The 20,334-nt window shown below is 54.9% G+C and carries 16 protein-coding genes and 4 pseudogenes; 11 read left to right on the top strand and 9 right to left on the bottom strand.

Features of this window, described 5'->3' with window-relative positions:
• Positions 1 to 154 precede the first annotated feature (154 nt).
• Entirely contained in the window at positions 155 to 742 is a 588-nt protein-coding gene (locus tag EAW52_RS21985; protein WP_122044066.1) for a glutathione S-transferase family protein, read from the bottom strand.
• On the bottom strand, positions 742 to 1,167 hold the full coding sequence (locus tag EAW52_RS21980) for a VOC family protein (protein ID WP_026003723.1): 426 nt from the start codon (positions 1,165 to 1,167) through the stop codon (positions 742 to 744). Before EAW52_RS21980 ends, EAW52_RS21985 begins: the two co-directional genes overlap by 1 nt.
• A 113-nt stretch (positions 1,168 to 1,280) precedes the next feature.
• Between EAW52_RS21980 and EAW52_RS21975 the strand changes: the two are divergent.
• The 3 genes and pseudogenes from EAW52_RS21975 to EAW52_RS21965 all read left to right on the top strand — a co-directional run bounded on the left by EAW52_RS21975 (position 1,281) and on the right by EAW52_RS21965 (position 7,195).
• Positions 1,281 to 2,190: pseudogene (locus EAW52_RS21975) on the top strand (LysR family transcriptional regulator).
• A gap of 815 nt (positions 2,191 to 3,005) precedes the next feature.
• Positions 3,006 to 6,053, top strand: a complete 3,048-nt coding sequence (locus tag EAW52_RS21970; RefSeq protein WP_162997684.1) for an ATP-binding protein — start codon at positions 3,006 to 3,008, stop codon at positions 6,051 to 6,053.
• Positions 6,054 to 6,543: 490 nt separating this feature from the next.
• A pseudogene (locus EAW52_RS21965) lies at positions 6,544 to 7,195 on the top strand (HAD-IA family hydrolase).
• 86 nt (positions 7,196 to 7,281) lie between these two features.
• On the opposite strand, the gene EAW52_RS21960 reads toward EAW52_RS21965, so the two are convergent.
• The 3 genes and pseudogenes from EAW52_RS21960 to EAW52_RS26960 all read right to left on the bottom strand — a co-directional run.
• Positions 7,282 to 9,501, bottom strand: coding sequence for a beta-glucosidase (locus EAW52_RS21960; RefSeq protein ID WP_122044064.1), 2,220 nt, complete (start codon positions 9,499 to 9,501; stop codon positions 7,282 to 7,284).
• A gap of 697 nt (positions 9,502 to 10,198) precedes the next feature.
• A pseudogene (locus tag EAW52_RS26965) lies at positions 10,199 to 10,633 on the bottom strand (methyl-accepting chemotaxis protein); the annotation flags it as partial.
• Positions 10,634 to 10,747: 114 nt separating this feature from the next.
• Positions 10,748 to 11,509, bottom strand: a pseudogene (locus EAW52_RS26960) (PAS domain-containing protein); the annotation flags it as partial.
• Positions 11,510 to 11,831: 322 nt separating this feature from the next.
• Between EAW52_RS26960 and EAW52_RS21950 the strand changes: the two are divergent.
• Positions 11,832 to 12,209 carry a VOC family protein gene (locus EAW52_RS21950; RefSeq protein WP_122044062.1) on the top strand — a complete coding sequence of 126 codons (378 nt, stop codon included), beginning with the start codon at positions 11,832 to 11,834 and terminating at the stop codon, positions 12,207 to 12,209.
• 100 nt (positions 12,210 to 12,309) lie between these two features.
• On the opposite strand, the gene EAW52_RS21945 is transcribed toward EAW52_RS21950, so the two are convergent.
• Together EAW52_RS21945 and EAW52_RS21940 are read right to left on the bottom strand one after the other, a co-directional pair.
• The gene (locus EAW52_RS21945) at positions 12,310 to 12,651 is read right to left on the bottom strand and encodes a carboxymuconolactone decarboxylase family protein (RefSeq protein ID WP_026003721.1); all 342 of its coding nucleotides are present in this window, start codon (positions 12,649 to 12,651) and stop codon (positions 12,310 to 12,312) included.
• Between the two features lie 151 nt (positions 12,652 to 12,802).
• The gene (locus EAW52_RS21940; RefSeq protein ID WP_122044061.1) at positions 12,803 to 13,738 is read right to left on the bottom strand and encodes a LysR family transcriptional regulator; all 936 of its coding nucleotides are present in this window, start codon (positions 13,736 to 13,738) and stop codon (positions 12,803 to 12,805) included.
• A gap of 145 nt (positions 13,739 to 13,883) precedes the next feature.
• On the opposite strand from EAW52_RS21940, the gene EAW52_RS26035 reads away from it, so the two are divergent.
• The 7 genes from EAW52_RS26035 (at position 13,884) to nfsB (ending at position 19,076) form a co-directional block, all read left to right on the top strand.
• Positions 13,884 to 14,057, top strand: coding sequence for a hypothetical protein (locus tag EAW52_RS26035; RefSeq protein WP_162997683.1), 174 nt, complete (start codon positions 13,884 to 13,886; stop codon positions 14,055 to 14,057).
• 40 nt (positions 14,058 to 14,097) lie between these two features.
• Entirely contained in the window at positions 14,098 to 14,649 is a 552-nt protein-coding gene (locus tag EAW52_RS21935) for an ester cyclase (RefSeq protein ID WP_122044060.1), read from the top strand.
• Positions 14,650 to 14,901: 252 nt separating this feature from the next.
• A complete protein-coding gene (locus tag EAW52_RS21930) occupies positions 14,902 to 15,909 on the top strand; it encodes a zinc-binding alcohol dehydrogenase family protein (RefSeq protein ID WP_122044059.1) in 1,008 nt (335 codons plus the stop codon).
• Between the two features lie 21 nt (positions 15,910 to 15,930).
• Positions 15,931 to 16,446: a DJ-1/PfpI family protein gene (locus tag EAW52_RS21925; RefSeq protein ID WP_122044058.1), complete on the top strand. Its 516-nt coding sequence runs from the start codon at positions 15,931 to 15,933 to the stop codon at positions 16,444 to 16,446.
• A complete protein-coding gene (locus tag EAW52_RS21920; RefSeq protein WP_122044057.1) occupies positions 16,443 to 17,612 on the top strand; it encodes an L-dopachrome tautomerase-related protein in 1,170 nt (389 codons plus the stop codon). The genes EAW52_RS21925 and EAW52_RS21920 overlap by 4 nt, the downstream gene beginning before the upstream one ends.
• Positions 17,613 to 17,628: 16 nt before the next feature.
• Positions 17,629 to 18,405, top strand: a complete 777-nt coding sequence (locus tag EAW52_RS21915) for a glycine betaine ABC transporter substrate-binding protein (RefSeq protein WP_122044056.1) — start codon at positions 17,629 to 17,631, stop codon at positions 18,403 to 18,405.
• Positions 18,406 to 18,422: 17 nt separating this feature from the next.
• Complete coding sequence (gene nfsB, locus EAW52_RS21910) at positions 18,423 to 19,076, top strand: oxygen-insensitive NAD(P)H nitroreductase (RefSeq protein WP_122044055.1); 654 nt, start codon at positions 18,423 to 18,425, stop codon at positions 19,074 to 19,076.
• Between the two features lie 86 nt (positions 19,077 to 19,162).
• On the opposite strand, the gene EAW52_RS21905 is transcribed toward nfsB, so the two are convergent.
• Positions 19,163 to 19,924: a ParA family protein gene (locus EAW52_RS21905; RefSeq protein ID WP_019364107.1), complete on the bottom strand. Its 762-nt coding sequence runs from the start codon at positions 19,922 to 19,924 to the stop codon at positions 19,163 to 19,165.
• 92 nt (positions 19,925 to 20,016) lie between these two features.
• Positions 20,017 to 20,196: a hypothetical protein gene (locus tag EAW52_RS21900; protein WP_010798655.1), complete on the bottom strand. Its 180-nt coding sequence runs from the start codon at positions 20,194 to 20,196 to the stop codon at positions 20,017 to 20,019.
• Positions 20,197 to 20,334: the final 138 nt, after the last annotated feature.

The raw sequence follows: 20,334 nt of genomic DNA, 5'->3' as shown, positions 1-20,334 counted from the left end.
TAGCGCGTTTTAGCGTAACCCGACCATACCGCACGTGGAGTAATTCCTTTCCGGGAGCGCAACACTCTGTCATTACGATGTGTAGCGCCCCTGCTTGACTAACCGATCCTCAAAGGCAAACTCCTGCCTCATAGGTGCCACGCTCATAGATTGATCAAGGCTTCTGCAAATAGCCGGGCAGCGCTTCCAGCCGCCTCATCCACCGTGTGACATGATTATAAGGCTCTAGATCCACATCGCCTTCTGGCGCCAGCACGACGTAAGGATAGACCGCGCAATCTGCGATGGTTGGGCGGCCCATTGCAAGCCAGTCGTTGTGCTCCAGATGCTTGTCGAGTAGCGAGAGCGTTACCACCGCTTTCTCAAGCGCCTGCGATTTATCCAGGTCGTAGCTAAATTTCTGCACCAGCCGTGCAGCACATACGCTGTGCTGCACTTCATTGGCAGCAAACGAGAGCCACTGAATGATCTCGGCTTGGCCTTGCGGATGCGCTGGCCACCATGCCAAACCACCATATACACCCGCCAGATAGACCAGAATGGCCTGCGAGTCTCTGACGACCTGCTTGCCGTCTTCCAGGATAGGTAACTGGCCCAACGGATTCAGCTCCGACAGCGGCGGCTGCTTGTGTGCTCCGCTCAGAAAATCCACTGGCACACGTTCAAGCTCGATATTGGCCAATGACGCAAAAAGCCTCACCTTGTAGCAGTTTCCGGAAGCCTCCAGATCATACAGTTTCATCATGCATCCCCTTCAACAAGCTGATTGAACTCGAGAACGTTGCCATCGGGATCGCGGATAAACAGCGCGACGCGTCTAGGACCAATAGGATGCGGCCCTTCCGTAATCATGATCCCCTGCTCGTTCAACCACCTCTGGAGTGCCTCAAGGTCATCTACAATAAAGGCAGGATGAGTCATACCCGGCAGCTTTATCGGTTCATCCAGTAAAACATTATGAGCATGAGGTATACGGGTCCCGTTAAAGATCAGGTTTATACGAACCCCATCAGGGCTGAGCATCTCATTGGCCTCATACCGAGGAAAATGTGCGCTCTCCATAAATCCGAGGGCCTGATAAAACGATATCGCTCGGTTTTTATCACTGACACGAATCCCGATGTGGTCGTATGAGAGAATGCGAGCAGGACTTGGTTGCTGGTTCATAGGTTGCACTGCGGTTGACATCAGGCGTTCTAGTTTCTGCTGATCCATCCGTTTCACCTATGCCGTGAACCTGAGAAGACTTATGCAGTAATTGCACAGATAAAGGCGCAGCAATGGACAAGCTCAAGGCGATGGCCAATTTCATTCGGATAGTGGAAAACGGCAGCTTGAGTTCAGCGGCAGAGGCAACCGGCCAGTCGGTGGCGTCGCTTGTACGCTCACTGGCGGCCTTGGAGCGTCATCTGGGGGGTTCGGCTATTGAACCGCAGTACGCGCCGTATGGCCCTTACCGTCGAGGGTGAGGAGTATCTTGCCTGGAGTCAGCGAATGCTGGCTGATGTCGACGATATGGAGCAGCGCCTGGAAGCTCGCGATGGCGTAGTTAGAGGTGTGCTCCGGCTAACGGCGCCTGTCGAATTCGGACAACGCTACGTTGCACCTGTCCTAAACGACTTTCTTAAGGAGCATGAAGAAGCAAGCGCCGAACTGACGTTACGCGACGAGATCCTCCCGCTGCTGGATGAGCGCCTCGATCTTGCCCTGCGGATCGGCCATCTTCGTGACTCGACCATGATCGCACGGAGAATAGGAGGTACCCGCCTCGTTACCTGTGCCAGCCCTGATTACCTTCGCGCCTCACCTGTCATTGATAACCCAGGCTCATTGCGTGAACATGCTTGCATCCTGTTGTCATCACAAGGCCGGCACTGGTACTACCGGCACAACGGAAAGGAGCTGGCCGAATCCATCACACCCCGGCTGGTCTGCAACCAGGTTAGAGCAGCCACCCTCGCCTGCCTGCAAGGTTTGGGCATCACACGGCTGATGCATTATCAGGTTGCCGATGAGCTTGCTGAGGGTCGTTTGATCAGAGTCCTCGAGTCGTTCGAACCTGCGGACCTGCCCATTCATCTGGTCTATCCGCACGCCCTGCAGCTTTCGCCCCGTGTGCGCGCCTTCGTGGACTGGGCTTGCCCGCAGCTGGAAAAACGTACACCTGATCCGCGGGTACGCCGCCTGTAAAAACCAGGCGGCCTCAGGTTTTCACACTTTCAAACACGCAGAATCAGAGGCATAACATAACGCTACCCGCTCAAGCGATACGCCTTGTTGTCCATACACTATTGAGTTTGGAGCTCGGCCTTGCAAAAAGGACAGAGCCAGGCAAGCGAGTCGCTCTCCGGATGAAGCGAATAAATACAAGCCCGGAGCTCACCGCACTCTTCGCACTCGACACGACGGTTCAGTTGGTCATCGTCATCATCAGGCATGCCAGACATAAGAACATCCATTTAATATGAGTCGGTTGTTACTAGAGGCAGACAGCATGGAATTCAGGACGGCCTCATGTCCTGAAGGCTTTTCTAGAGCCAATCAAGCCAGCCGACACTAGTAAAAGGGTAAAACGCGTAAAAGGGAATAGCCGTTTGCCACCTTGATACTGCGCTTATCAAGCCAAGCCGTCTATTACCAAGAGGTATTAAAGAAGGTATAAGGCGGGGCTCAAGGCTGCGAAGATTGAAACGCTGTGCAAGCTACCAGTGGCCATCCATCCCCCAAATGGTTTTCATCTAGGTAATAGACTCCAGCTCGACTAACTTTCCCTTCTACTGCATGTTCCGCTGCCTGTTTCCATCGCCCCCTTCGTGGAGAATGGCCGCCTGTGCTTCAGAAAAAGGAGTCGTGTGTTTCTACCTCTTCGAATAGCTTGTATATGGCCGGATGATCAAAAGCACCGGCCGCTGCGCTAGATGTCGTATCATAAAAGGGCTTCGTCTAGTCAGCCTTGGCTGGAATGCTCGTACGCAGCAGGCTTTACCTTTGTTGAGGATCTACCCTTGGCTTTACCCGGCAAGCCCACCCCCAAGGTTCGTCTACGCAGACGTCTTCTGACGCTTTCATTGGCAGGCATTGTGCCAATTGCACTGATTGCCGGGCTTGGTCTGGTGGCCATCATTCATGAGCAAAAGTCGATAGCCGAGCAGCGGAGCCTCGAGGCCACGCGCCTGACAGCAACGGCAGTAGACGTTGAAATTAACCGCTCGCTGGACCTGCTACAAACCCTTTCGCAGTCTCCTTTTCTCGATGATGGCAACCTCGACAGCTATCAGGAGTTGGTCCGCCGTGTCGTCCCGCTGGTGCCTGGTTGGAAAACCGTCATTATTGCCACACCGGATGGTCAGGTACTGAGAAGGATTACCGCCCATCATGTGAGCACAGACGGCCCGTTGGCAGAACCGGAAAGTTTTATGCAGGTCGTAAGCACTTTCAAACCTGCGATCGGCCAGTTAGCGGCAGGCCCCTCAGGTACATTGGCCATCCCCCTGCGTATGCCGGTCATGCGCAATGGCAAGCTGGTTTATGTCTTAACGGCGGTGCTCAAGCCTGAGGTGATCTCTAACGTTATCAACCTTCGACGTCTGCCCAGCGATTGGGTCGCCACCGTAGTCGATGCCAATGGGCGCCGCATTGCGCGTACGCGCGACCATGAGAAAACCTTGGGCAAACCTGCTGCCCCTTCACTGATGGCAATGGTCAAGCAGAACACAAACGAAGGCAGCGGGCTGACACAGACGGTAGAAGGTATAAGGGTATATTCCGCCTATGTGCATTTGAAGCAGAGCGGATGGTTTGTCGCAACGGGCATTCCCGCACACGATATTGCCAAGGGGGCCCTCAAGGCGTTTGCCATTTATGGTGGAGGCCTTCTGTTGTCCCTGATTGTCGCGCTGTTGGCCACACGATACGCCTCGCGCCGCATCAATGACCCGATGCGCGCCTTGCGGCATGCTGCATTGGCCATGGGTCAGGGCCAGGCACCTCATCTACCGGAAACCGAGATTCGAGAGATCGATGACGTGGCCCAGGCGCTGATCGCATCGGCGACGGCACGCCAGGAGAGTGAGCACCAACGTGACCTTTTAGTATCACGCCTGCAAAAAGCCCAGACGGCTCTTTCACAGCAAGTCGAAGATTTGGAAGGACTCTATGCACTCAGTCAAAGCCTGCTGCAGTTATCGTCGCTGCACGACCAGTTAAGTGCGATTCTGAACTTGGTCTGCGAGCTGCTGAACGCACCTGGAGGGTTCATCGGTTTGGAAGGTACAGCACCAGCGCCCGATCGGCTGGTCAGCAAAGGAATATCAAATGCAGCCCTACCGGTGTCATGTCTCCATGATCAGGTGCAGGGCAACCTGGTAGAGCACTCAAGCCGGCTGCGCGCTGAGGGTTTCAGAACGCATCACGATGTAACGATACGGCGTGATGGTCAGGACACACTGGGCTGGCTAACGGTGCTGTTCAGAGAGACCCATGAGCTTTCACCACGGGAGATTCGGCTGGTCGAGATCTGCGCAGCGACGGCTGCCCTCTTTATAGATCGCGCCAGCCAGCAGGAAAAAGCCCGGCGCTCCGAACAGCAACTTCACGTAGCGCTTAACTCTTCAGCTATTCCCTTCGCCATTCTTTCTCCTGCTACAGAGGTACAAACATCGGCTGAAGACTTCACCCTGGTCTATATCAATGACGCTGGGGCGACGGCCCTACGCTCCCGTGCAGCGGCGCTTACAGACAAGCCCGTTAGCGGAGTGCTGTCTGGTTGGGCGCAGGGCGACATCTATCATGCGCTGCGTGAAACAATGATCAGCGGCGAGCCTAGATCGCTCGAGTCGCTGGTACAAACGAGCACCTGCGAAGGCTGGTTCCATATCGTAGCCACGCCGTTCCAGAACAATATTGCTGTCTGGTTTGCCGATATCAGTGAGCGCAAACTTCAAGAGCAGCAGCTTCGCGAGGCTGATCGCCAGAAAGACGAGTTCCTGGCGACATTGGCCCATGAATTGAGAAACCCGCTGGCGCCTATTCGTCAGGCAGTCAGCCTGCTGGAAACAGGTCAAATCAGCGAAGAGCAGCGCCGGTGGAGCCAGGACGTCATCAAGCGTCAGGTGACCCATATGGGGATGCTACTAGACGATCTGCTTGATGTTTCCCGGATAACCCGCGGCAAGATCGAACTGCGTAAGCAGCCCACGCAGCTAGCCTCTGTGATACGTGCCGCCGTCGAAACGACTAAGCCTCTGTTCGAGACGAAGGGGCACACGCTGACTGTCGAGCTCCCTTCAGACTCTGTCGCTCTGAATGTGGACCCGTTACGACTGGAACAGATTCTGATCAACCTGTTGAGCAACGCAGCCAAATATACGCCCCAGAAAGGTCGGATTACGGTTACCACAGCCCTTAATGGCAACAAGGCCTGCATTACTGTTTCAGATAATGGGATTGGCATTGAGCCTGACGCCCTGGCCTCCCTGTTCGAGATGTTTGTACAGGTTCCCAGATCCAGCGAAGAAACCAATAGCGGATTGGGTATTGGATTGGCACTGGCTCAATCCCTGGCTCAACTGCATGACGGCACGCTTACTGTTGCTAGTGAGGGCTCAGGCAAGGGCGCCTGCTTCACCCTCAGCCTGCCTTATGATGAGACCCTGGAGGCACCGCACGACGTCGTCTCAGCGCCTGCCATCTCGACAGCGGCCCATCGCCGCATCGTAGTTGCCGATGACAACCCTGACATAGCGGAAACCATGGCCGAGCTACTGCGCCTGGAAGACCATGAGGTCTCATTAGCCTACAACGGCTTTCAGGCACTGGAGCTGTTCAAAACGCTCAAGCCCCACGTGATGCTGCTGGATGTAGGTATGCCCGGCATGACGGGGCATCAGGTCGCTCAGGCTATTCGGGCATTGCCGGAGGGCAGACGCACGCTGCTTATCGCGATCACAGGATGGGGACAGGATCAGGACAAGGAAAAGGCCCTGCAGGCCGGCTTCGACTACCACTTTACCAAGCCGGTAAGCATTGCCGATATTTATGCCCTGCTCCAATAGCCAGACGTTATCTGGAAAGAACGCATGGCTCATAGCATGACACTTTCAAACCCTGCTCTGGAACACCGGCGGGCCATGTCGCATCGAAGGGTCACCATCGACGAGATGCTCAATGGCGTTGCTCTGGGTTGTCATGAAGAAGACTGAATGGCTGTGCCATCGCCGAAGCCTGGGGTGGCCTGTATTACCTGGAGCGGTTAGCGAAGGTACAGATACGCGCAATGAGCACAGGCAGGTAAGCTCTTTGCTCGCGTGGCCCTGCGATCATACGTAAGACCGCCGAGCAGATGCGCGAAGGCGACCTGGAAAGCGCTCGTCTGCACCGTGCCAGTATCAAACAGATGCTGGATCGTCATGAACCGGACTATGCAACGTAGCACCAGCAGAGGCCAGCTCCGGCGATGCAGAGCGGAACACATCTACTGACGCACCGGGGACGGGTTCGGTACTATGCGGTACGCCACTCATTCACTTATCCCGAGAGCTACGGATGACATTGCCCACGCGACCCTATTCTGCCTTTCTTTTTGATATGGATGGCACACTGCTGACCAGCATCGCCTCCGCTGAGCGTGCCTGGACGCAGTGGGCATTGGGTCATGGCCTTGACCCGGCTGACCTTATTGCCGTCATGCATGGCGTACGCGCCGTGGAAACCGTTCGCCGTTTTGCGCCACCCGGCGCGGACATTGAGGCAGAGACGCGGGCCATTACCGAGGCCGAGATAGCCGACACCTCGGATGTAAGGGAAATTGCGGGAGCGGCAGCCTTTCTTGCCAGCCTGCCGGAAGGCCGCTGGGCACTAGTGACCTCAGCCTCACGTCGTCTGGCTGAGGCACGCCTTGCCGCGGCGGGTATGGCGCTGCCTGCCGTCATCATTTCGTCTGAGGACGTTGAGCATGGCAAGCCCGCCCCTGATTGCTTCCTGGCAGGCGCCAAAGCCCTTGGGGTCGATATCAGTATTTGAAGATACTCATGCAGGCATTACGGCGGCGCAGGCTGCTGGCGCCGATGTAGTGGTCATTACGGCTACTCACAAAACACCACTGAATGTCGCCCATCCTGGCCTTGCGCACTACTCGGATGTGCGTATCAAGCACGAGGCGGAAGGCCGGTTCCGACTGATTACGGCGAGCAATTGAGATAACAGGGCAGGCCTCTAGATGTCACTGTCAGGCCCACCCGTAACTGGCAGGCGCGCCGCAGCACAGGCTACGGCGCTTACCTTTTAGGGTGCCAGATAACGCTCGTCGAGCCGTACTCGCACCTTGTGCGGACGATCCATCGCATTAGCGCCTGCACTTACGTTGTAACTCCCTGCATGGATATGCCAGCTGTTGAACCGCTCATCGAACCGGGCAACCAGACGCGGGTCAACCGTCACTTTTACCCGCTTGGTATGCCCTGGCTTGAGCTCAACGCGATCCCAGCCTACCAGGCGACTCGTGAATCCGTTTTTCCTGGATGGGTTTTCGATATAGAACTGCGGCGTATCGATACCCTTAACCCGCCCACGGTTGGTGATGTCCATGCTCAGCACCAGCTTGCTGCCACGTGTTTCGGCATTGAGGTTGCTGTATTTGAACTGGGTATAGGACAGTCCATAGCCGAACGGAAATAGTGGCTTCTTGCCCTCTCGCTCATACCATTTGTAGCCCACGTCAGCACCTTCAATGTTGTAGTTCTCTGAGAAAAACTCATCAGGTACTACAAAGGGACTGGAGGTTGTAGTTGAAGGGTCACGCATGGTAGGCCGTGGCAGTTGGCTTTCATCCTGGGGAAAGGTAACCGGCAAGCGGCCAGACGGGTTGACATTACCAAACAGGACACCCGCAATGGCCTCACCGCCTTTGGCTCCGGAATACCAGGCCTCCAGTACTGCTGGAACTCGGTTGAGCCAAGGCATCTTTACGGGTCCGCCTGTCTCAAGCACAACGGTTGTTCTTGGGTTGGCCTTAGCAACCACCTCAATTAAGGCATCCTGATTATCAGGCAGGCTTAAATCAGGAACATCGACTCCCTCGGTTGCCCATTGCTGAGCGAAGACGATAACGGCATCTGCGCCTTTGGCCAGTCTGGCAGCCCGCTGAATATCCTCTCCGCTGTCATACACAACTTGGGCGCGCGGCGCTTCAGCCTGAATAGCCTTTAAAGGTGATGAGGGATGATAGACCTGGCTGACATAATCAGAACCCGCCGGCAGAACCAGGCTTCCGATGGGTGTCACCTGGGCAGAGCCGCCACCTGATAAAACACCGGCATCCGCATGGCTACCTATCACAACGATACGTCTTAACGTACGTGAGAGCGGTAACTGATTACGGTCGTTTTTCAGAAGTACGATACCCTGCTCTGCCGTCGCCTTAGCCACCTTGGCATGAGCCTTGAAGTTTATGTCGGTCAGCTTGGGCGGATGGTCAACGGCGCCCACAGCAAACAGGCTGCGCACCACGCGCATGGCCATATCATCCAGCCGCTCCTGGGATACACGTCCTTCCTGCACAGCCTTCTTCAAAGGCTCGCCAAAGTAGATGACTGGGTCCAAATTTTCACCGGACTCCTGATCCAGTCCTGCAAGTGCTGCTTTCTCAGTACTGGCAGTAGCGCCCCAGTCGGACATGACCCAGCCCTTGTACTTCCAGTCACCCTTCAAGACCTGATTGATGAGAAAGGCATTTTCCGAGGTATAGGTGCCGTTGTATTGGTTATAGGAAGTCATCACCGAGCCCGGCTGACCTTTTTCGATAGCCAGCTCGAAGGCCAGGAGATCGGACTCACGTGCGGCCCCTTCCTTGATATCGGAGCTCACCGCCACGCGGCCGGTCTCCTGAGCGTTCAAGGCATAGTGCTTGATCGTCGAGACAACGTGCTTACTCTGTATCCCTTTGATGGAGTAGCCTCCCATGATGCCTGCCAGTAGAGGATCCTCTCCCACGTTCTCGAAGTTACGACCACTGCGGGGTTCCCGAACCAGATTGACGCCGCCAGCCAACATGACATTGATACCCTTGGCGTGTGCTTCGGTGCCAATAACCTTGCCACCTCGGTAAGCCAAATCAGGGTCAAACGTAGCAGCCAGCATCATGCTGGAAGGCAAGGCCGTGGCATTGTCGTTTGGGCGAATGTTTGAAGGATTGGCCACACCCATGCTGGCGTCACTTTCCTGCAACGCAGGGATGCCAAGGCGAGGAACCCCGGGAGCATAGCCTGCCGAGCCGACAGCTCCGTCTGGCTTGGGCGTATTGCCGATTGGAAACGGAAAGCCCACTTGGGTGTGCAAGAGCGAAATCTTTTCATCGATGGTCATCGCCTTGACAGCTGCCTCAGCACGGCGGTCTGCTGAGTCCTTGTGGTCGGTTGAATAAGCAGCCCAACCATGATCAACGTTAAATAAAGCAGCACCTACTATTGCAAGCGAAAAACAACTACGCAGGTTTGTTATTTTCATGTCTTATCCCGAGCCGAGCGATTACCTTCTTATTGGATGTGCTTGGGATGTATCACTGCTCAAAGACCTACCCTAAGCACGTTTGTCCGGAGCGTAATGAATGGGATATAGGGGAATAGATGACGATGACGCCGAGCCCTCACTGATCCTTGAATTCAATCCTTCTTCTCTGTCCTTGATCGATACTCAACCGGTCGGCTCAGCTTACGTTTCTTTAACACACCGCTCTTCCGTCTAGAGGCTGAAAGGCCCTCCTCCTTCTAGCCGAGGAGAGCCGGCCAGCATGACCAACCAGAAGACAAATGGGGCAGGACAATAGGCGATCAATACCGTAATGCTGCTTATAACGCTCAGGTAATGCAGATGCGGTACCTTTCAAAGGCTCAGCATCAACTACCGTAACGGCATAACAGGAATACTCTTTTTTACCACCGGCTTTCGCTGCTAAAGCGAGGCTATTTTGTAGGCAACAAAAAACCCGCCGAAGCGGGTTTTTGCTGACCGTGCTCGATATCCGTATCAAGCTGCCATCCTGGCTTGGTCATCATCCTTGACCTGACTGAGCGCGTCCTGCGCTCCATCCAATATGTGTAGATTAGGCCATGACTTAGCTGAGTAATAGCGCTGCTTTTCCCACGCTTGTGTAAGCCTTTTGCTATAGATAAAGCAGCTTGGCCCTACACCAGACTTATACCGACTAGAGCTCGCTGGCAAACCGTTTGACTGCTCCCACGACCTGTTTTGCCCCCTCCTGAATCTCGACGATCGCCGTACCGGCTTGTGCAGCCAGATCCAGTCCCCGCGCGGCCTGTTCACGGCTACTGGCCATGCTACGTACGGCGGTTTCGGTCATCTTCTGATTCTGCTGCACGACGCCTACAATTTCTTCAGTCGCCGAGCTGGTACGCCCTGCCAGTTGCCGTACTTCGTCAGCGACCACGGCAAAGCCTCGCCCCTGCTCACCGGCACGAGCGGCTTCGATTGCGGCATTGAGCGCCAGCAGATTGGTTTGTGCAGCAATGCCACCAATCGTCTGGACGATGGAGTTGATCAGCAGTGACTGACGGTCCAGCGCTTCGATCCCCTCGGCAGCAGCTTGCATTTCAACCGAAATCTGCTGCATGGTTCCGACGGCATTATTCACGACCGCAGCGCCCCGCTGAGCGATGATGTCTGTTTGCCTGGAGATATCAAAGGCTATTCCGGCCGCTTCGCGCACCTCAGCCTCCCGAAGTACCTGATCCGTCACGACTGTTGCGAATTTCACGACCTTGTAAAGCCGGTTATGTGAGTCATAGACCGGGTTGTACGTGGCCTCGAGCCAGACTTCGGCACCGTGGCTATCGACTCGCCTGAAGCGGCCGGCAACAAATTCGCCCCGGTTCAGCTTGGCCCAGAACGCCTCATACTCTGCAGAGGATGCTTCTTGCTGTGTGCAGAAAATACGGTGGTGCTTACCTGCTATCTGCGGCTCTGAATACCCCATCGTCCTGAGGAACAAGTCGTTGGCTTTGATCACCGTACCGTCAAGGTTGAATTCAATGACTGCAGTAGAGCGCAGCAACGCATTGATAAAATGCTCGTTCTCCTTGGCTAGTTCGATGGTTTTGGTCACTTCCTTGCCAAAGCCCTGGATATAGGAAAGCTTATTCTCTTGGTCGCGGACAGGTTGCCAATGGATGTTTAGCCAAGCGAGCGCGCCATCCTTGCGGATATAGCGATATTCGTCACTGACCGGGAGCCCTTTGGCAACGGCTGCACGAAAGTTTTGGAAGCATGGCAGCGTCTTCACATAGGGAGGCACAATATCTGCCATTGGACGTCCTATCACCTGGTCAGCCGAGTAGCCCAGCGTCTGAAGAAATTTGCTGTTGGCACTCTGAATACGGAACTCAGGATCAAGGGTCAAGGCAACCATGGAGTCATTCATTCCATTGACGATCTGACGTAACGCCGTCAGCTCTTCGGCCTGGACTTGCAAGTCCTTTTTCAAGCGAGCATTGAACATGATGCACCGGCTAAACCAAGTAAAGGTTGATGGTTAGCGGCAGGCCTGGAGCATTTCTTGAGTGGCCAAGATAACTTTTTCTCGATGACTGAGGCACTTCAAATCGTTCTAGCAGAATGTTTCCAGCATGGGCCTCATGAGCAATAGTAATTAACCTGAATACGTGTTTAATTTGCTCAAGTATGTCTTTCAAATGCCTGAATACACTTGGGCTGGTATTATAAGTTAATAAGTCTATTGAGTACGCCGTTGTTGGACGTGGCCACAACAAAGGCTCTATAAACCGCACCATTGTCAGCGTCCGATGCACAAGAGGTACGCCATGCAGATCGACAGAATCGACCACCTCGTATTAACCGTTCGCAACCTTGAGGAGACCTGTGATTTCTACACTCGTGTGCTGGGCATGGACGTCATCACATTTGGCAAAGGACGTAAGGCCTTGGCGTTTGGCGAGCAGAAATTCAATCTGCATGAAGGGGGAAAGGAGTTCGAGCCCAAAGCCGAAAAGCCGACACCGGGTGCCGTCGACATTTGCCTGATTACCCGTATGCCTATTGAGGATGTCGTGACCCATCTGCATTCGACAGGCGTTACAGTGATTGACGGACCGGTACGGCGTACCGGTGCCACCGGAGCAATCGTCTCGGTTTATTTTCGAGACCCGGACGGTAACCTAATCGAGGTATCGAATTATTAGTTATCTTCAAAGGTAACTTTTACAAAAGCATCCCGGCAGCGAATCGATATCGTCAAAATTCGATCAGCGGCCAGGAGTACTGTAAGGAGATCCGCTTTCGCTACACGGAAGTCTTGGCCGCGTACGCATCCATTACACGGGCTGAATACACCATAGCCGCACCCGCATTGATTGCTACCGCTACGCCCAGCGCTTCGGCAATTTCTTCTTTACTGGCGCCTTTCTTGATAGCGGCATCGGTATGGACCGTGATACAGCCATCGCATTGACGGGTGACGGCAACGGCCAGCGCAATCAACTCACGCGTCTTGGCATCTAGGTGATTGGTCTTGTTACCCGCCTCGCTCAAGAGCGAGTAACCGCGCACAGTATCAGGGCTCAGCTTGCCAATTTCGCCAATGGTGCTAACCAGTTGCTTCTGATAGGTGTTCCAGTCGTACATCATGGTGATTCTCCTGCTATCGGTTGGAGTGATGCGCTCACACTGTTGAAAAGCGGTATCGGAGCGTCTGTAACGATAGTAGGAGTGCTCGTAGTGGACAAACACCACCACAACGCGATAACACTTTCACTCGATTCGGGAAAATCCGGCGTCAGGCAATGCGTTTCGTATCGAGCGCGGAATAGGCCTGGATCAAATCTGCAAATCCCGACCTGAGCCACTCATACAGTAGCCTGACGCCAGGAGAGAATTGCTTGCGGTGCGGGCAAACCATATGCAGCGCACAGCTCTCGCCGGGAATCTCCAGCAGCAGGACCTCCAACCGCCCGGCTAATACATCTGCACTAACATCCAGCCATGACTTGTAGATAATCCCTTCGCCCTCAAGTGCCCACCGGCGAACAATATCAGCATCATCACTCATCAGTGGGCCTTTGACAGCGATGGTTTCACGGCGACCGTTGACGTCGGGAAAGACCCAATTGTCATACACCCGACCATTGAGCATATAAAGCAGGCAGGGGTGCTCCGCCAGATCCTTGAGAGAGGCCGGCCGCCCGTGCCGCTCGAGGTAAGCAGGGGACGCGGCCAGCACCCGCCGATTCTCGGGCGCCAGTGGTAAGGCAATAAAGCTTGCGTCCTCCATCATCCCGTAGCGCAAGGCCACATCAACCGGATCGCGAAAGACATTCGCCACCTGATCGGACAGAAACAACCGAAGCGCAAGACGGGGATGCTCGCGGCGAAATGCCGTGAGTCGTGGCAGGAGCACGTTACGTCCCAGGTCTGAAGGTGCAGCCACCTGTATGACGCCCTCTAGAGCAGTGCTTTCCGGCTGAAGCCGCTCACGGCCTTCCCTGAGTGTACTGAGCACATCATTGGCATAGGGCAAGTACCGCTCCCCCTCCCCTGTCAACCGGAGGCTGCGTGTCGAGCGCGCAAAGAGACGGATATCAAGCTCGCGTTCAAGACGCTGAATTGCAGCACTGACCTGCCCTGGCAGGAGATCCGCCTCTCTGGCCGCCGCCGAAAAACTGCCAAGCGCTGCCGTGCGAACAAACAAGGCCAGATCGTCGAAACGGATCATTTTCACTCCTCCTGAGAAAGTGCTGCTTGATTCTGCGGGTTTTTGTGGAGCTTGGCGACAGTGAAGATGCGGTCATGGCATGCAACGTCCCGATGCGAACGTAGCGACCCATCCCGTTATCCCGACACCACCTCAAGGAGTTCTCATGAGCCGCTTACTCAATGAAGATACATCCGCCGAAGCCCAGTTCGAAAAAGACCGCGACACAGCCGAGAAGTGTACAGAGGCGAAGCCGTCATGCCATGACAAGAGCCCAACGCTGCCAACACTCGAAGCGGTAATAGAGCCGCCTTTCTGGATCACCAATGGTCTGCCTTGATCATCCACAAACCCATCCGGTTTTAGAATGGAGATATTCCATGCCCAACACTTCTCGTTTTTCCCTGGCCGTTACAGCGGCATTTGCGTTATCCGCACTGCTTGCTGGCTTTACCCCTCAGGCTCAGGCTGCTAGCAACCCCTTGATTGAGCCTCGTGTGCTGATTGTTGACCCGGCGGCACAAGCTGATGCATCGGTTCAGGCAGCACGCCGATATGGCACTTTCTGGGCCACAGGTAACGAAGAGTTGGCCCGGGAGGCGCTTGCGCCTCAGTTCATGGATCGCACCCTTCCGCCAGGCAGAGCTCAAGGAGTAGAAGGACCTCTGGCGGCCTCGAAGGCTTTTCGCGCCGCCGTACCGGATCTGGATTGTCAGATCGAGCAGATGATCGTGGCGGGTGATCGGGTTGTGGCGCATCTGCGTTTTACCGGTCACTTCAGCGGGCAATTCCAGGGTATTAAAGGCAAGGGACAACCGATTGATTTTATCGCGACCGACATCTACCGCATCGCCAATGGCCGCATCCAGGAGAACTGGCACATCGAAGATAACCTGACCCTTTTGCAGCAACTGGGTGTGGTTGGAGCATAGCGGCTACACGCCAGATGTCATCTTTTTCCAGCCCCGGCTCCGTCAAGGAAACTGGGGCTTTGTTTTTCCAGGGGGGTTCCCTGGCGCGGCATCAAAGCACTCATGCAGTATTGCTTTCCGCTTACTTCACTCCATTTTCACTGCGCCAGTGAAAGTCCTGCCCGTTTCGATGGCTGTTTGCTCCCGTCGTGAATCGCGATGATGGCTCCACGGTTAACGCCCCTGTTCGTATGTTCACTTATGGAGTCCAGCATGAAAGCGATTGCCTATACCCAGCATGGCCTGTCCATCGATGATTCTCGCTCGCTGGTTGATATCGAGCTGCCCACGCCAACCCCTGGTCCACGCGATCTTCTAGTTGAGGTTCAGGCCGTTTCGGTCAATCCTGTCGATACCAAAGTCCGTGGTGGCTCGGCTACTGACACGCCGCGCGTGCTTGGCTGGGATGCGGTGGGCGTCGTACGTGAGGTGGGGTCAGAGGTGACACTCTTCCAACCGGGTGATGACGTTTACTATGCCGGCTCGATTACCCGCCCTGGCACCAACAGTGAGTTTCATCTGGTGGATGAGCGTATTGTAGGCCGCAAGCCCGCCTCGCTAGGCGCGGCCGATGCCGCTGCACTCCCTCTGACATCCATAACCGCCTGGGAATTGCTCTTTGATCGACTAGGCATTCTGGAGAACGGTGGCAAAGGCGAAAGTCTTCTGATAGTCGGCGCCGCAGGCGGGGTCGGCTCAATCCTGACGCAACTGGCCCGACAGCTCACCCAACTTACCGTTATCGGTACGGCTTCGCGCCCTGAAACCCAGGAATGGATCCGAGCGCTTGGCGCGCACCATGTGATTGACCATAGCCAGCCACTCACTGAAGAACTGGCTCGCATCGGTCTCAAGGAGGTCAGCCATGTTATCAGCCTGACTCATACCGATAGCCACTTCCCACACCTTATCGAAGTGCTTCGCCCACAAGGGCGCCTCGCGCTAATCGACGATCCCGATACGCTGGACGTAGTACCCATGAAGCGCAAATCCCTGTCATTGCACTGGGAGTTGATGTTTACCCGCCCGATGTTCGAAACATCCGACATGATCCGCCAGCATGAGCTGCTGAACCGGGTAGCGGAGCTTATCGACCAAGGCGTGCTGCGCTCTACGCTAGGAGAGCATTTCGGCCGGATCAATGCGCACAACCTGCGCCGTGCCCACGCCCTTATCGAGAGCGGGAAGGCCAAAGGCAAGCTTGTCCTGGAAGGCTTTTAGCCTCTGATAAGGAGTAGCCCCATGTCACGTATTGCTGCAGTCAGCACGACAACATCCCTGCTTCCGAAGGACATGCTCGACATCGTGTCCTTCTGGCGGCAGGCAGGTCATGAAACCTGTATGTTCTTGTGCGATGACCAAGCTCCTCTGGCACATATTGACCCTGTCGAATTCGACGCCCTGATAGTGCTTGGTAGCAGCGATACGCTTTGCCCACTCGGTTACAACGAGTCGCTATGGAATAGCGTGCAAGGCTTCGATGCCATCAAGAAGACGGTTGCCGGCATAGGGACTGGGGCGTTGGTACTGGCCCATGCCGGCCTGCTGGTTGGCAAGCGTGCCACCTGCAATCCAACACCCGCTGTGATCGCTGACCTCAAACTACACGGCGCCCTATACAGCAATGAATCACCGGTCGTAGCCGGCTGGATCGTAACAGCGACACGAGGGGGCACTCATTCTTTTGCCGAAGCCGTTTTGGATAACTTAGCCGCCGCTAAGGCACCCCGTTTTCATTTACAAGGAGCCACCCAATGAAGCATTTGATTCCCACCCTGCTGGCCACAACCATTGCCGCCGTGAGTACGTTGTCGTTTGCGGCAGCTCCTGCACCACAGGACCTGCCACATGAGACATCCATTGGCCAGCTGGAACCTGTGTTTGCGTTCTATGACGCCATGCCGACCGGCGTTACGGTTTCCGAGCAAGGCCGTCTCTTTGTCAATTTCCCACAATGGGGTGACAACGCGCCCTTCAGCGTTGGCGAAATACGCGACGGCAAGGTAGTCCCCTACCCTGATCAGGCCATCAATACGCCTGACCAAAAGGCACCGGCCAAGCACTTCATCAGCGTGCAAAGCGTTGTAGCGGACGGACAAGGACGTTTGTGGGTACTAGATACTGCTGCGCCGAAGTTCAGTGCTCCTCAACCTGGCGGCGCCAAACTGGTCGCGATCGACCTCAAGAGCAATAAGGTTGTGAAGACGCTGGTTTTCCCTGCCAACGTCATCCTGCCGAGTACGTATGTCAATGACATGCGCTTTGACTTCCGTACCGGGAAGGAAGGTACGGTGTATGTCACCGACTCGTCTGTCAGCGGGCCAGGCGCCATCATTGTCATGGACATCGCCACCGGCAAGGCGACTCGCCGCCTTGATGGAGACGTCTCGACCTCTGCCGACAAGCGTTTTATTCCTACCGTGGAAGGCGAAGCCATGCTGGCACGCGGCGCAGATGGAACCGCTAAACCGTTTGGTGTGGCATCCGATGGTATTGCCCTGTCGCCGGACGGTCAGACCCTTTACTTCAGCCCACTTTCGAGTCGCCACCTTTATGCAGTGCCAACCCGTCTGTTACGGGATGAGCATGTGACTGAAGCACAGCTATCGGCTGCGGTACTGGATATGGGCGAGAAAGGCGCCTCCGATGGCCTTGAAGCCGATGCCAATGGTGCCGTCTATGCCAGTGACTACGAGCACAACGGTATTCGCAAACGGCTTGCCGACGGCACTTGGCAGACCATCGTCCACGATCCTCGTGCAATCTGGCCTGACACCCTGTCCATCGGGCCGGATGGCTATCTCTATTTCACGGCTAATCAGCTAAATCGCCAGGCTGGCTTTCATGGCGGCAAGGATCTACGTACCAAGCCTTACAGCCTGTTCCGTGTGAAGATCAACGCCGCTCCGGCGCCAACCCGCTGATACGGGAGAGCTCATCATGCATAATCCGATTCGTATAGGTCATATTGGGCTGAGCTTTCATGCCGCCAGTGCCGCCGTGGTTCAACGCATTGTTGAGCGTCATGGCTATCGCGTAGAGAGCGTAGCTGCTCCCCATGAAGATATGTTCAAGCACTATGGCGCTGGGGAGGTGGACTTTTTGGTATCGGCCTGGCTACCGGCCAGTCATGGGGGCTATCTGGCCCCCTATGCCGAACAGACCCGTACCCTGGGCGTTCTGTATCAGCCGTACTGTATCTGGGGCGTGCCGGACTATGTGCCTGCCGAGGCAGTGGCAAGCATCGATGATCTGAAGCGACCTGACGTTGCGGCATATATGAGTCTGCTGATACAGGGCATCAATCCGGGAGCCGGTATCAGCCGCTTTTCGCGCGACATCATCGAGCAGTATGGCCTTGATCAGGTTGGCTATCACTTCGCCAACGGCACGCAAGCCCAATGTTTCGAGCGATTCGAGCAGGCCGTAGAGCGTCGCGAATGGATCGTCGTCCCCCTCTGGCACCCTCAGTTCCTGCATTACCGCTACGCCATCCGGGCGCTACACGAACCACGCGGCCTTTTGGGTGGCCAGGATGACGCCACGCTGATTGTGCACGAAGAAACGGCTGCCCATCTGGCGCCGGCACTGCTCGATGAGCTTTCTCAGCTCTCGCTGGGAAACGCCACAGTCAGCGAACTCGATTACTGGATCTGCCGGGAAGGGCTTTCGCCTCTGGAAGCGGCTGATCGCTGGCTCGCGCAATCTTTCACCTGACCTGAGAGAAGATACCTATGAATCTATCTACATTGCTTAGTCAGCGGTACACCACCAAGGCATTCGACCCTTCGCGAAAGATACCGCACGCCACGCTTGAAGAACTGCTTGGTTTGCTACGCCAGAGCCCTTCTTCCGTGAACTCACAGCCCTGGCATTTCGTGGTTGCCTCAACTAACGAAGGTAAGGCTCGCTTGGCCGTCTCGACACAAGACACGTTTGCCTACAACCAGCCCAAGGTGCTCAATGCGTCCCACGTCATAGTGCTCTGCACACGCACCGATATGACCGAAGAACATCTTGGCGCCATCCTGGAGCAGGAAGATATCGCTGGTCGCTTCCGGTCTGAAGAAGCCAAGGCCACACAGAACAAGAGCCGTCGTCATTACGTGAGTCTGCATCGCTACGACCAGAAGGATTTGCAGCATTGGATGGAAAAACAGACCTACCTGGCCTTGGGAACGCTATTGCTGGGTGCTGCCAGTCTGGGTGTCGATGCCACGCCTATGGAAGGTTTCGACTCTCGCAGACTGGATGAAGAGCTCGGCCTTCGTGAACAGGGCTTCACAAGTCTGGTTCTGGTAAGCCTTGGCTATCGAGCCGATTCAGACTTCAACGCGAGCCTGCCCAAGTCACGCTTGCCAGCTGAGCGCCTCTTCACTTATGTATAAACGGGCCAGGCGCCAGACAAAGAAACTGTTTGGCGCCTACCCTTTTGGATACAGGCATGAGCAGCTTGCCTTGATCATATATGCCGCTATCGCTCCAGCCAGTCGAACAACGCCTTGTATTGTTGGGTCAACTTGTGGCCAGGGTCCAGATGGATAAGCGGCTTGCTCTGCTGGTGGGACTCTTTCATCTTGACCGACCCCATAAGGTACGTCGGGATAATCGGCATGTCCGTCTTTTCCAGTTCACCTAACAGCGCTCGAGGAACACCGGCATTGGCCTGGAACTGATTGACGACGATGCCTTCCACACGCAAACGATCACTGAAGTCCTCCTTGATTTCTTCAATATCAAGAAAGAGCTCACGTAACGCATTAAGCGAAAACGTATCGCAATCAAAAGGAATAAGGCAGCGGTCAGCTGCAATCAAGGCCGATACACTATAAAAATTCAAAGCTGGTGGTGTATCGAGATAGATACGATCGTACTCCTCGATCAACTTCTCCAGGTATTTCCCCAACTTTTGGATCTTATATTTGGCTTCGAGCTTCATCTGAATATCTTCCAGCTCGCGAGAAGCCGTGATGATGCTCAGATTATGAAAGGGTGTCTCGAGAATAGAAGCCTTGGCTTTTTTGGCGGAATCGGAAACCGTCTGCTTGAAGAAGTCGGCAATACCGGCCGGAATCTCGTCGCCTACAAAGCCTGTCAGATAATGAGTGGAATTGGCCTGTGGGTCTAGGTCAATCAGAAGTGTGCGAAAGCCCTCAGCTGCGCTGATGGCGGCGAGGTTGCAGGCAATACTGGTCTTGCCCACGCCTCCCTTTTTGTTGAAAACCGCTCTGATCATTTGGTTTGAAAACTGCTCCTTGCATAGTAAGACGGTAGTGAGCACAACACGTTTAAAGCGGCACTCCTTGACCAGAGTCCCGCTTCCGCGTTTTACACTGCCTCGGCCAGACTTTCCCTGGTCAGCCGGACGTCTTGCAGCGCATCAATGCGTGTCGAAAGCGTCTGAGCAAAAGCATCGGCTTCATATTCCGTATAAAACTTGACCGGAATATTATTCAGCCAAACAACCCATGTGGATTCAGCTTGTACTTTTTCTATGCGTATATCCATTTCACATGCTCTAAGCTTTAAAGAAATCGACTTCTCGTTTTTGCGCCTACCTTTTAACCTTCAAGAAATAGATTGTCTATATTTCTATAATAAATAAGTAAGCAAAGCTTAATATTCAGTTGTTTTATTACACTATTA

The sequence above is a fragment of the Pseudomonas sp. LTJR-52 genome (genome assembly GCF_003691465.1).
GTDB classification, from domain to species: domain Bacteria; phylum Pseudomonadota; class Gammaproteobacteria; order Pseudomonadales; family Pseudomonadaceae; genus Chryseomonas; species Chryseomonas luteola.
The sequence above is the reverse complement of the archived record's forward strand: the minus strand, read 5'-3'. Positions and strand labels throughout refer to the sequence as shown.

What these genes read in the sequence shown, in the direction of transcription:
- EAW52_RS21960 (WP_122044064.1), bottom strand. Translation starts at nt 9,501, where the DNA reads ATGAAAATAACAAACCTGCGTAGTTGTTTTTCGCTTGCAATAGTAGGT.
- EAW52_RS21915 (WP_122044056.1), top strand. Translation starts at nt 17,629, where the DNA reads ATGCATAATCCGATTCGTATAGGTCATATTGGGCTGAGCTTTCATGCC.
- EAW52_RS21930 (WP_122044059.1), top strand. Translation starts at nt 14,902, where the DNA reads ATGAAAGCGATTGCCTATACCCAGCATGGCCTGTCCATCGATGATTCT.
- EAW52_RS21940 (WP_122044061.1), bottom strand. Translation starts at nt 13,738, where the DNA reads ATGATCCGTTTCGACGATCTGGCCTTGTTTGTTCGCACGGCAGCGCTT.
- EAW52_RS21950 (WP_122044062.1), top strand. Translation starts at nt 11,832, where the DNA reads ATGCAGATCGACAGAATCGACCACCTCGTATTAACCGTTCGCAACCTT.
- EAW52_RS21935 (WP_122044060.1), top strand. Translation starts at nt 14,098, where the DNA reads ATGCCCAACACTTCTCGTTTTTCCCTGGCCGTTACAGCGGCATTTGCG.
- EAW52_RS26035 (WP_162997683.1), top strand. Translation starts at nt 13,884, where the DNA reads ATGAGCCGCTTACTCAATGAAGATACATCCGCCGAAGCCCAGTTCGAA.
- EAW52_RS21920 (WP_122044057.1), top strand. Translation starts at nt 16,443, where the DNA reads ATGAAGCATTTGATTCCCACCCTGCTGGCCACAACCATTGCCGCCGTG.
- nfsB (WP_122044055.1), top strand. Translation starts at nt 18,423, where the DNA reads ATGAATCTATCTACATTGCTTAGTCAGCGGTACACCACCAAGGCATTC.
- EAW52_RS21925 (WP_122044058.1), top strand. Translation starts at nt 15,931, where the DNA reads ATGTCACGTATTGCTGCAGTCAGCACGACAACATCCCTGCTTCCGAAG.
- EAW52_RS21980 (WP_026003723.1), bottom strand. Translation starts at nt 1,167, where the DNA reads ATGAACCAGCAACCAAGTCCTGCTCGCATTCTCTCATACGACCACATC.
- EAW52_RS21900 (WP_010798655.1), bottom strand. Translation starts at nt 20,196, where the DNA reads ATGGATATACGCATAGAAAAAGTACAAGCTGAATCCACATGGGTTGTT.
- EAW52_RS21905 (WP_019364107.1), bottom strand. Translation starts at nt 19,924, where the DNA reads ATGATCAGAGCGGTTTTCAACAAAAAGGGAGGCGTGGGCAAGACCAGT.
- EAW52_RS21985 (WP_122044066.1), bottom strand. Translation starts at nt 742, where the DNA reads ATGAAACTGTATGATCTGGAGGCTTCCGGAAACTGCTACAAGGTGAGG.
- EAW52_RS21945 (WP_026003721.1), bottom strand. Translation starts at nt 12,651, where the DNA reads ATGTACGACTGGAACACCTATCAGAAGCAACTGGTTAGCACCATTGGC.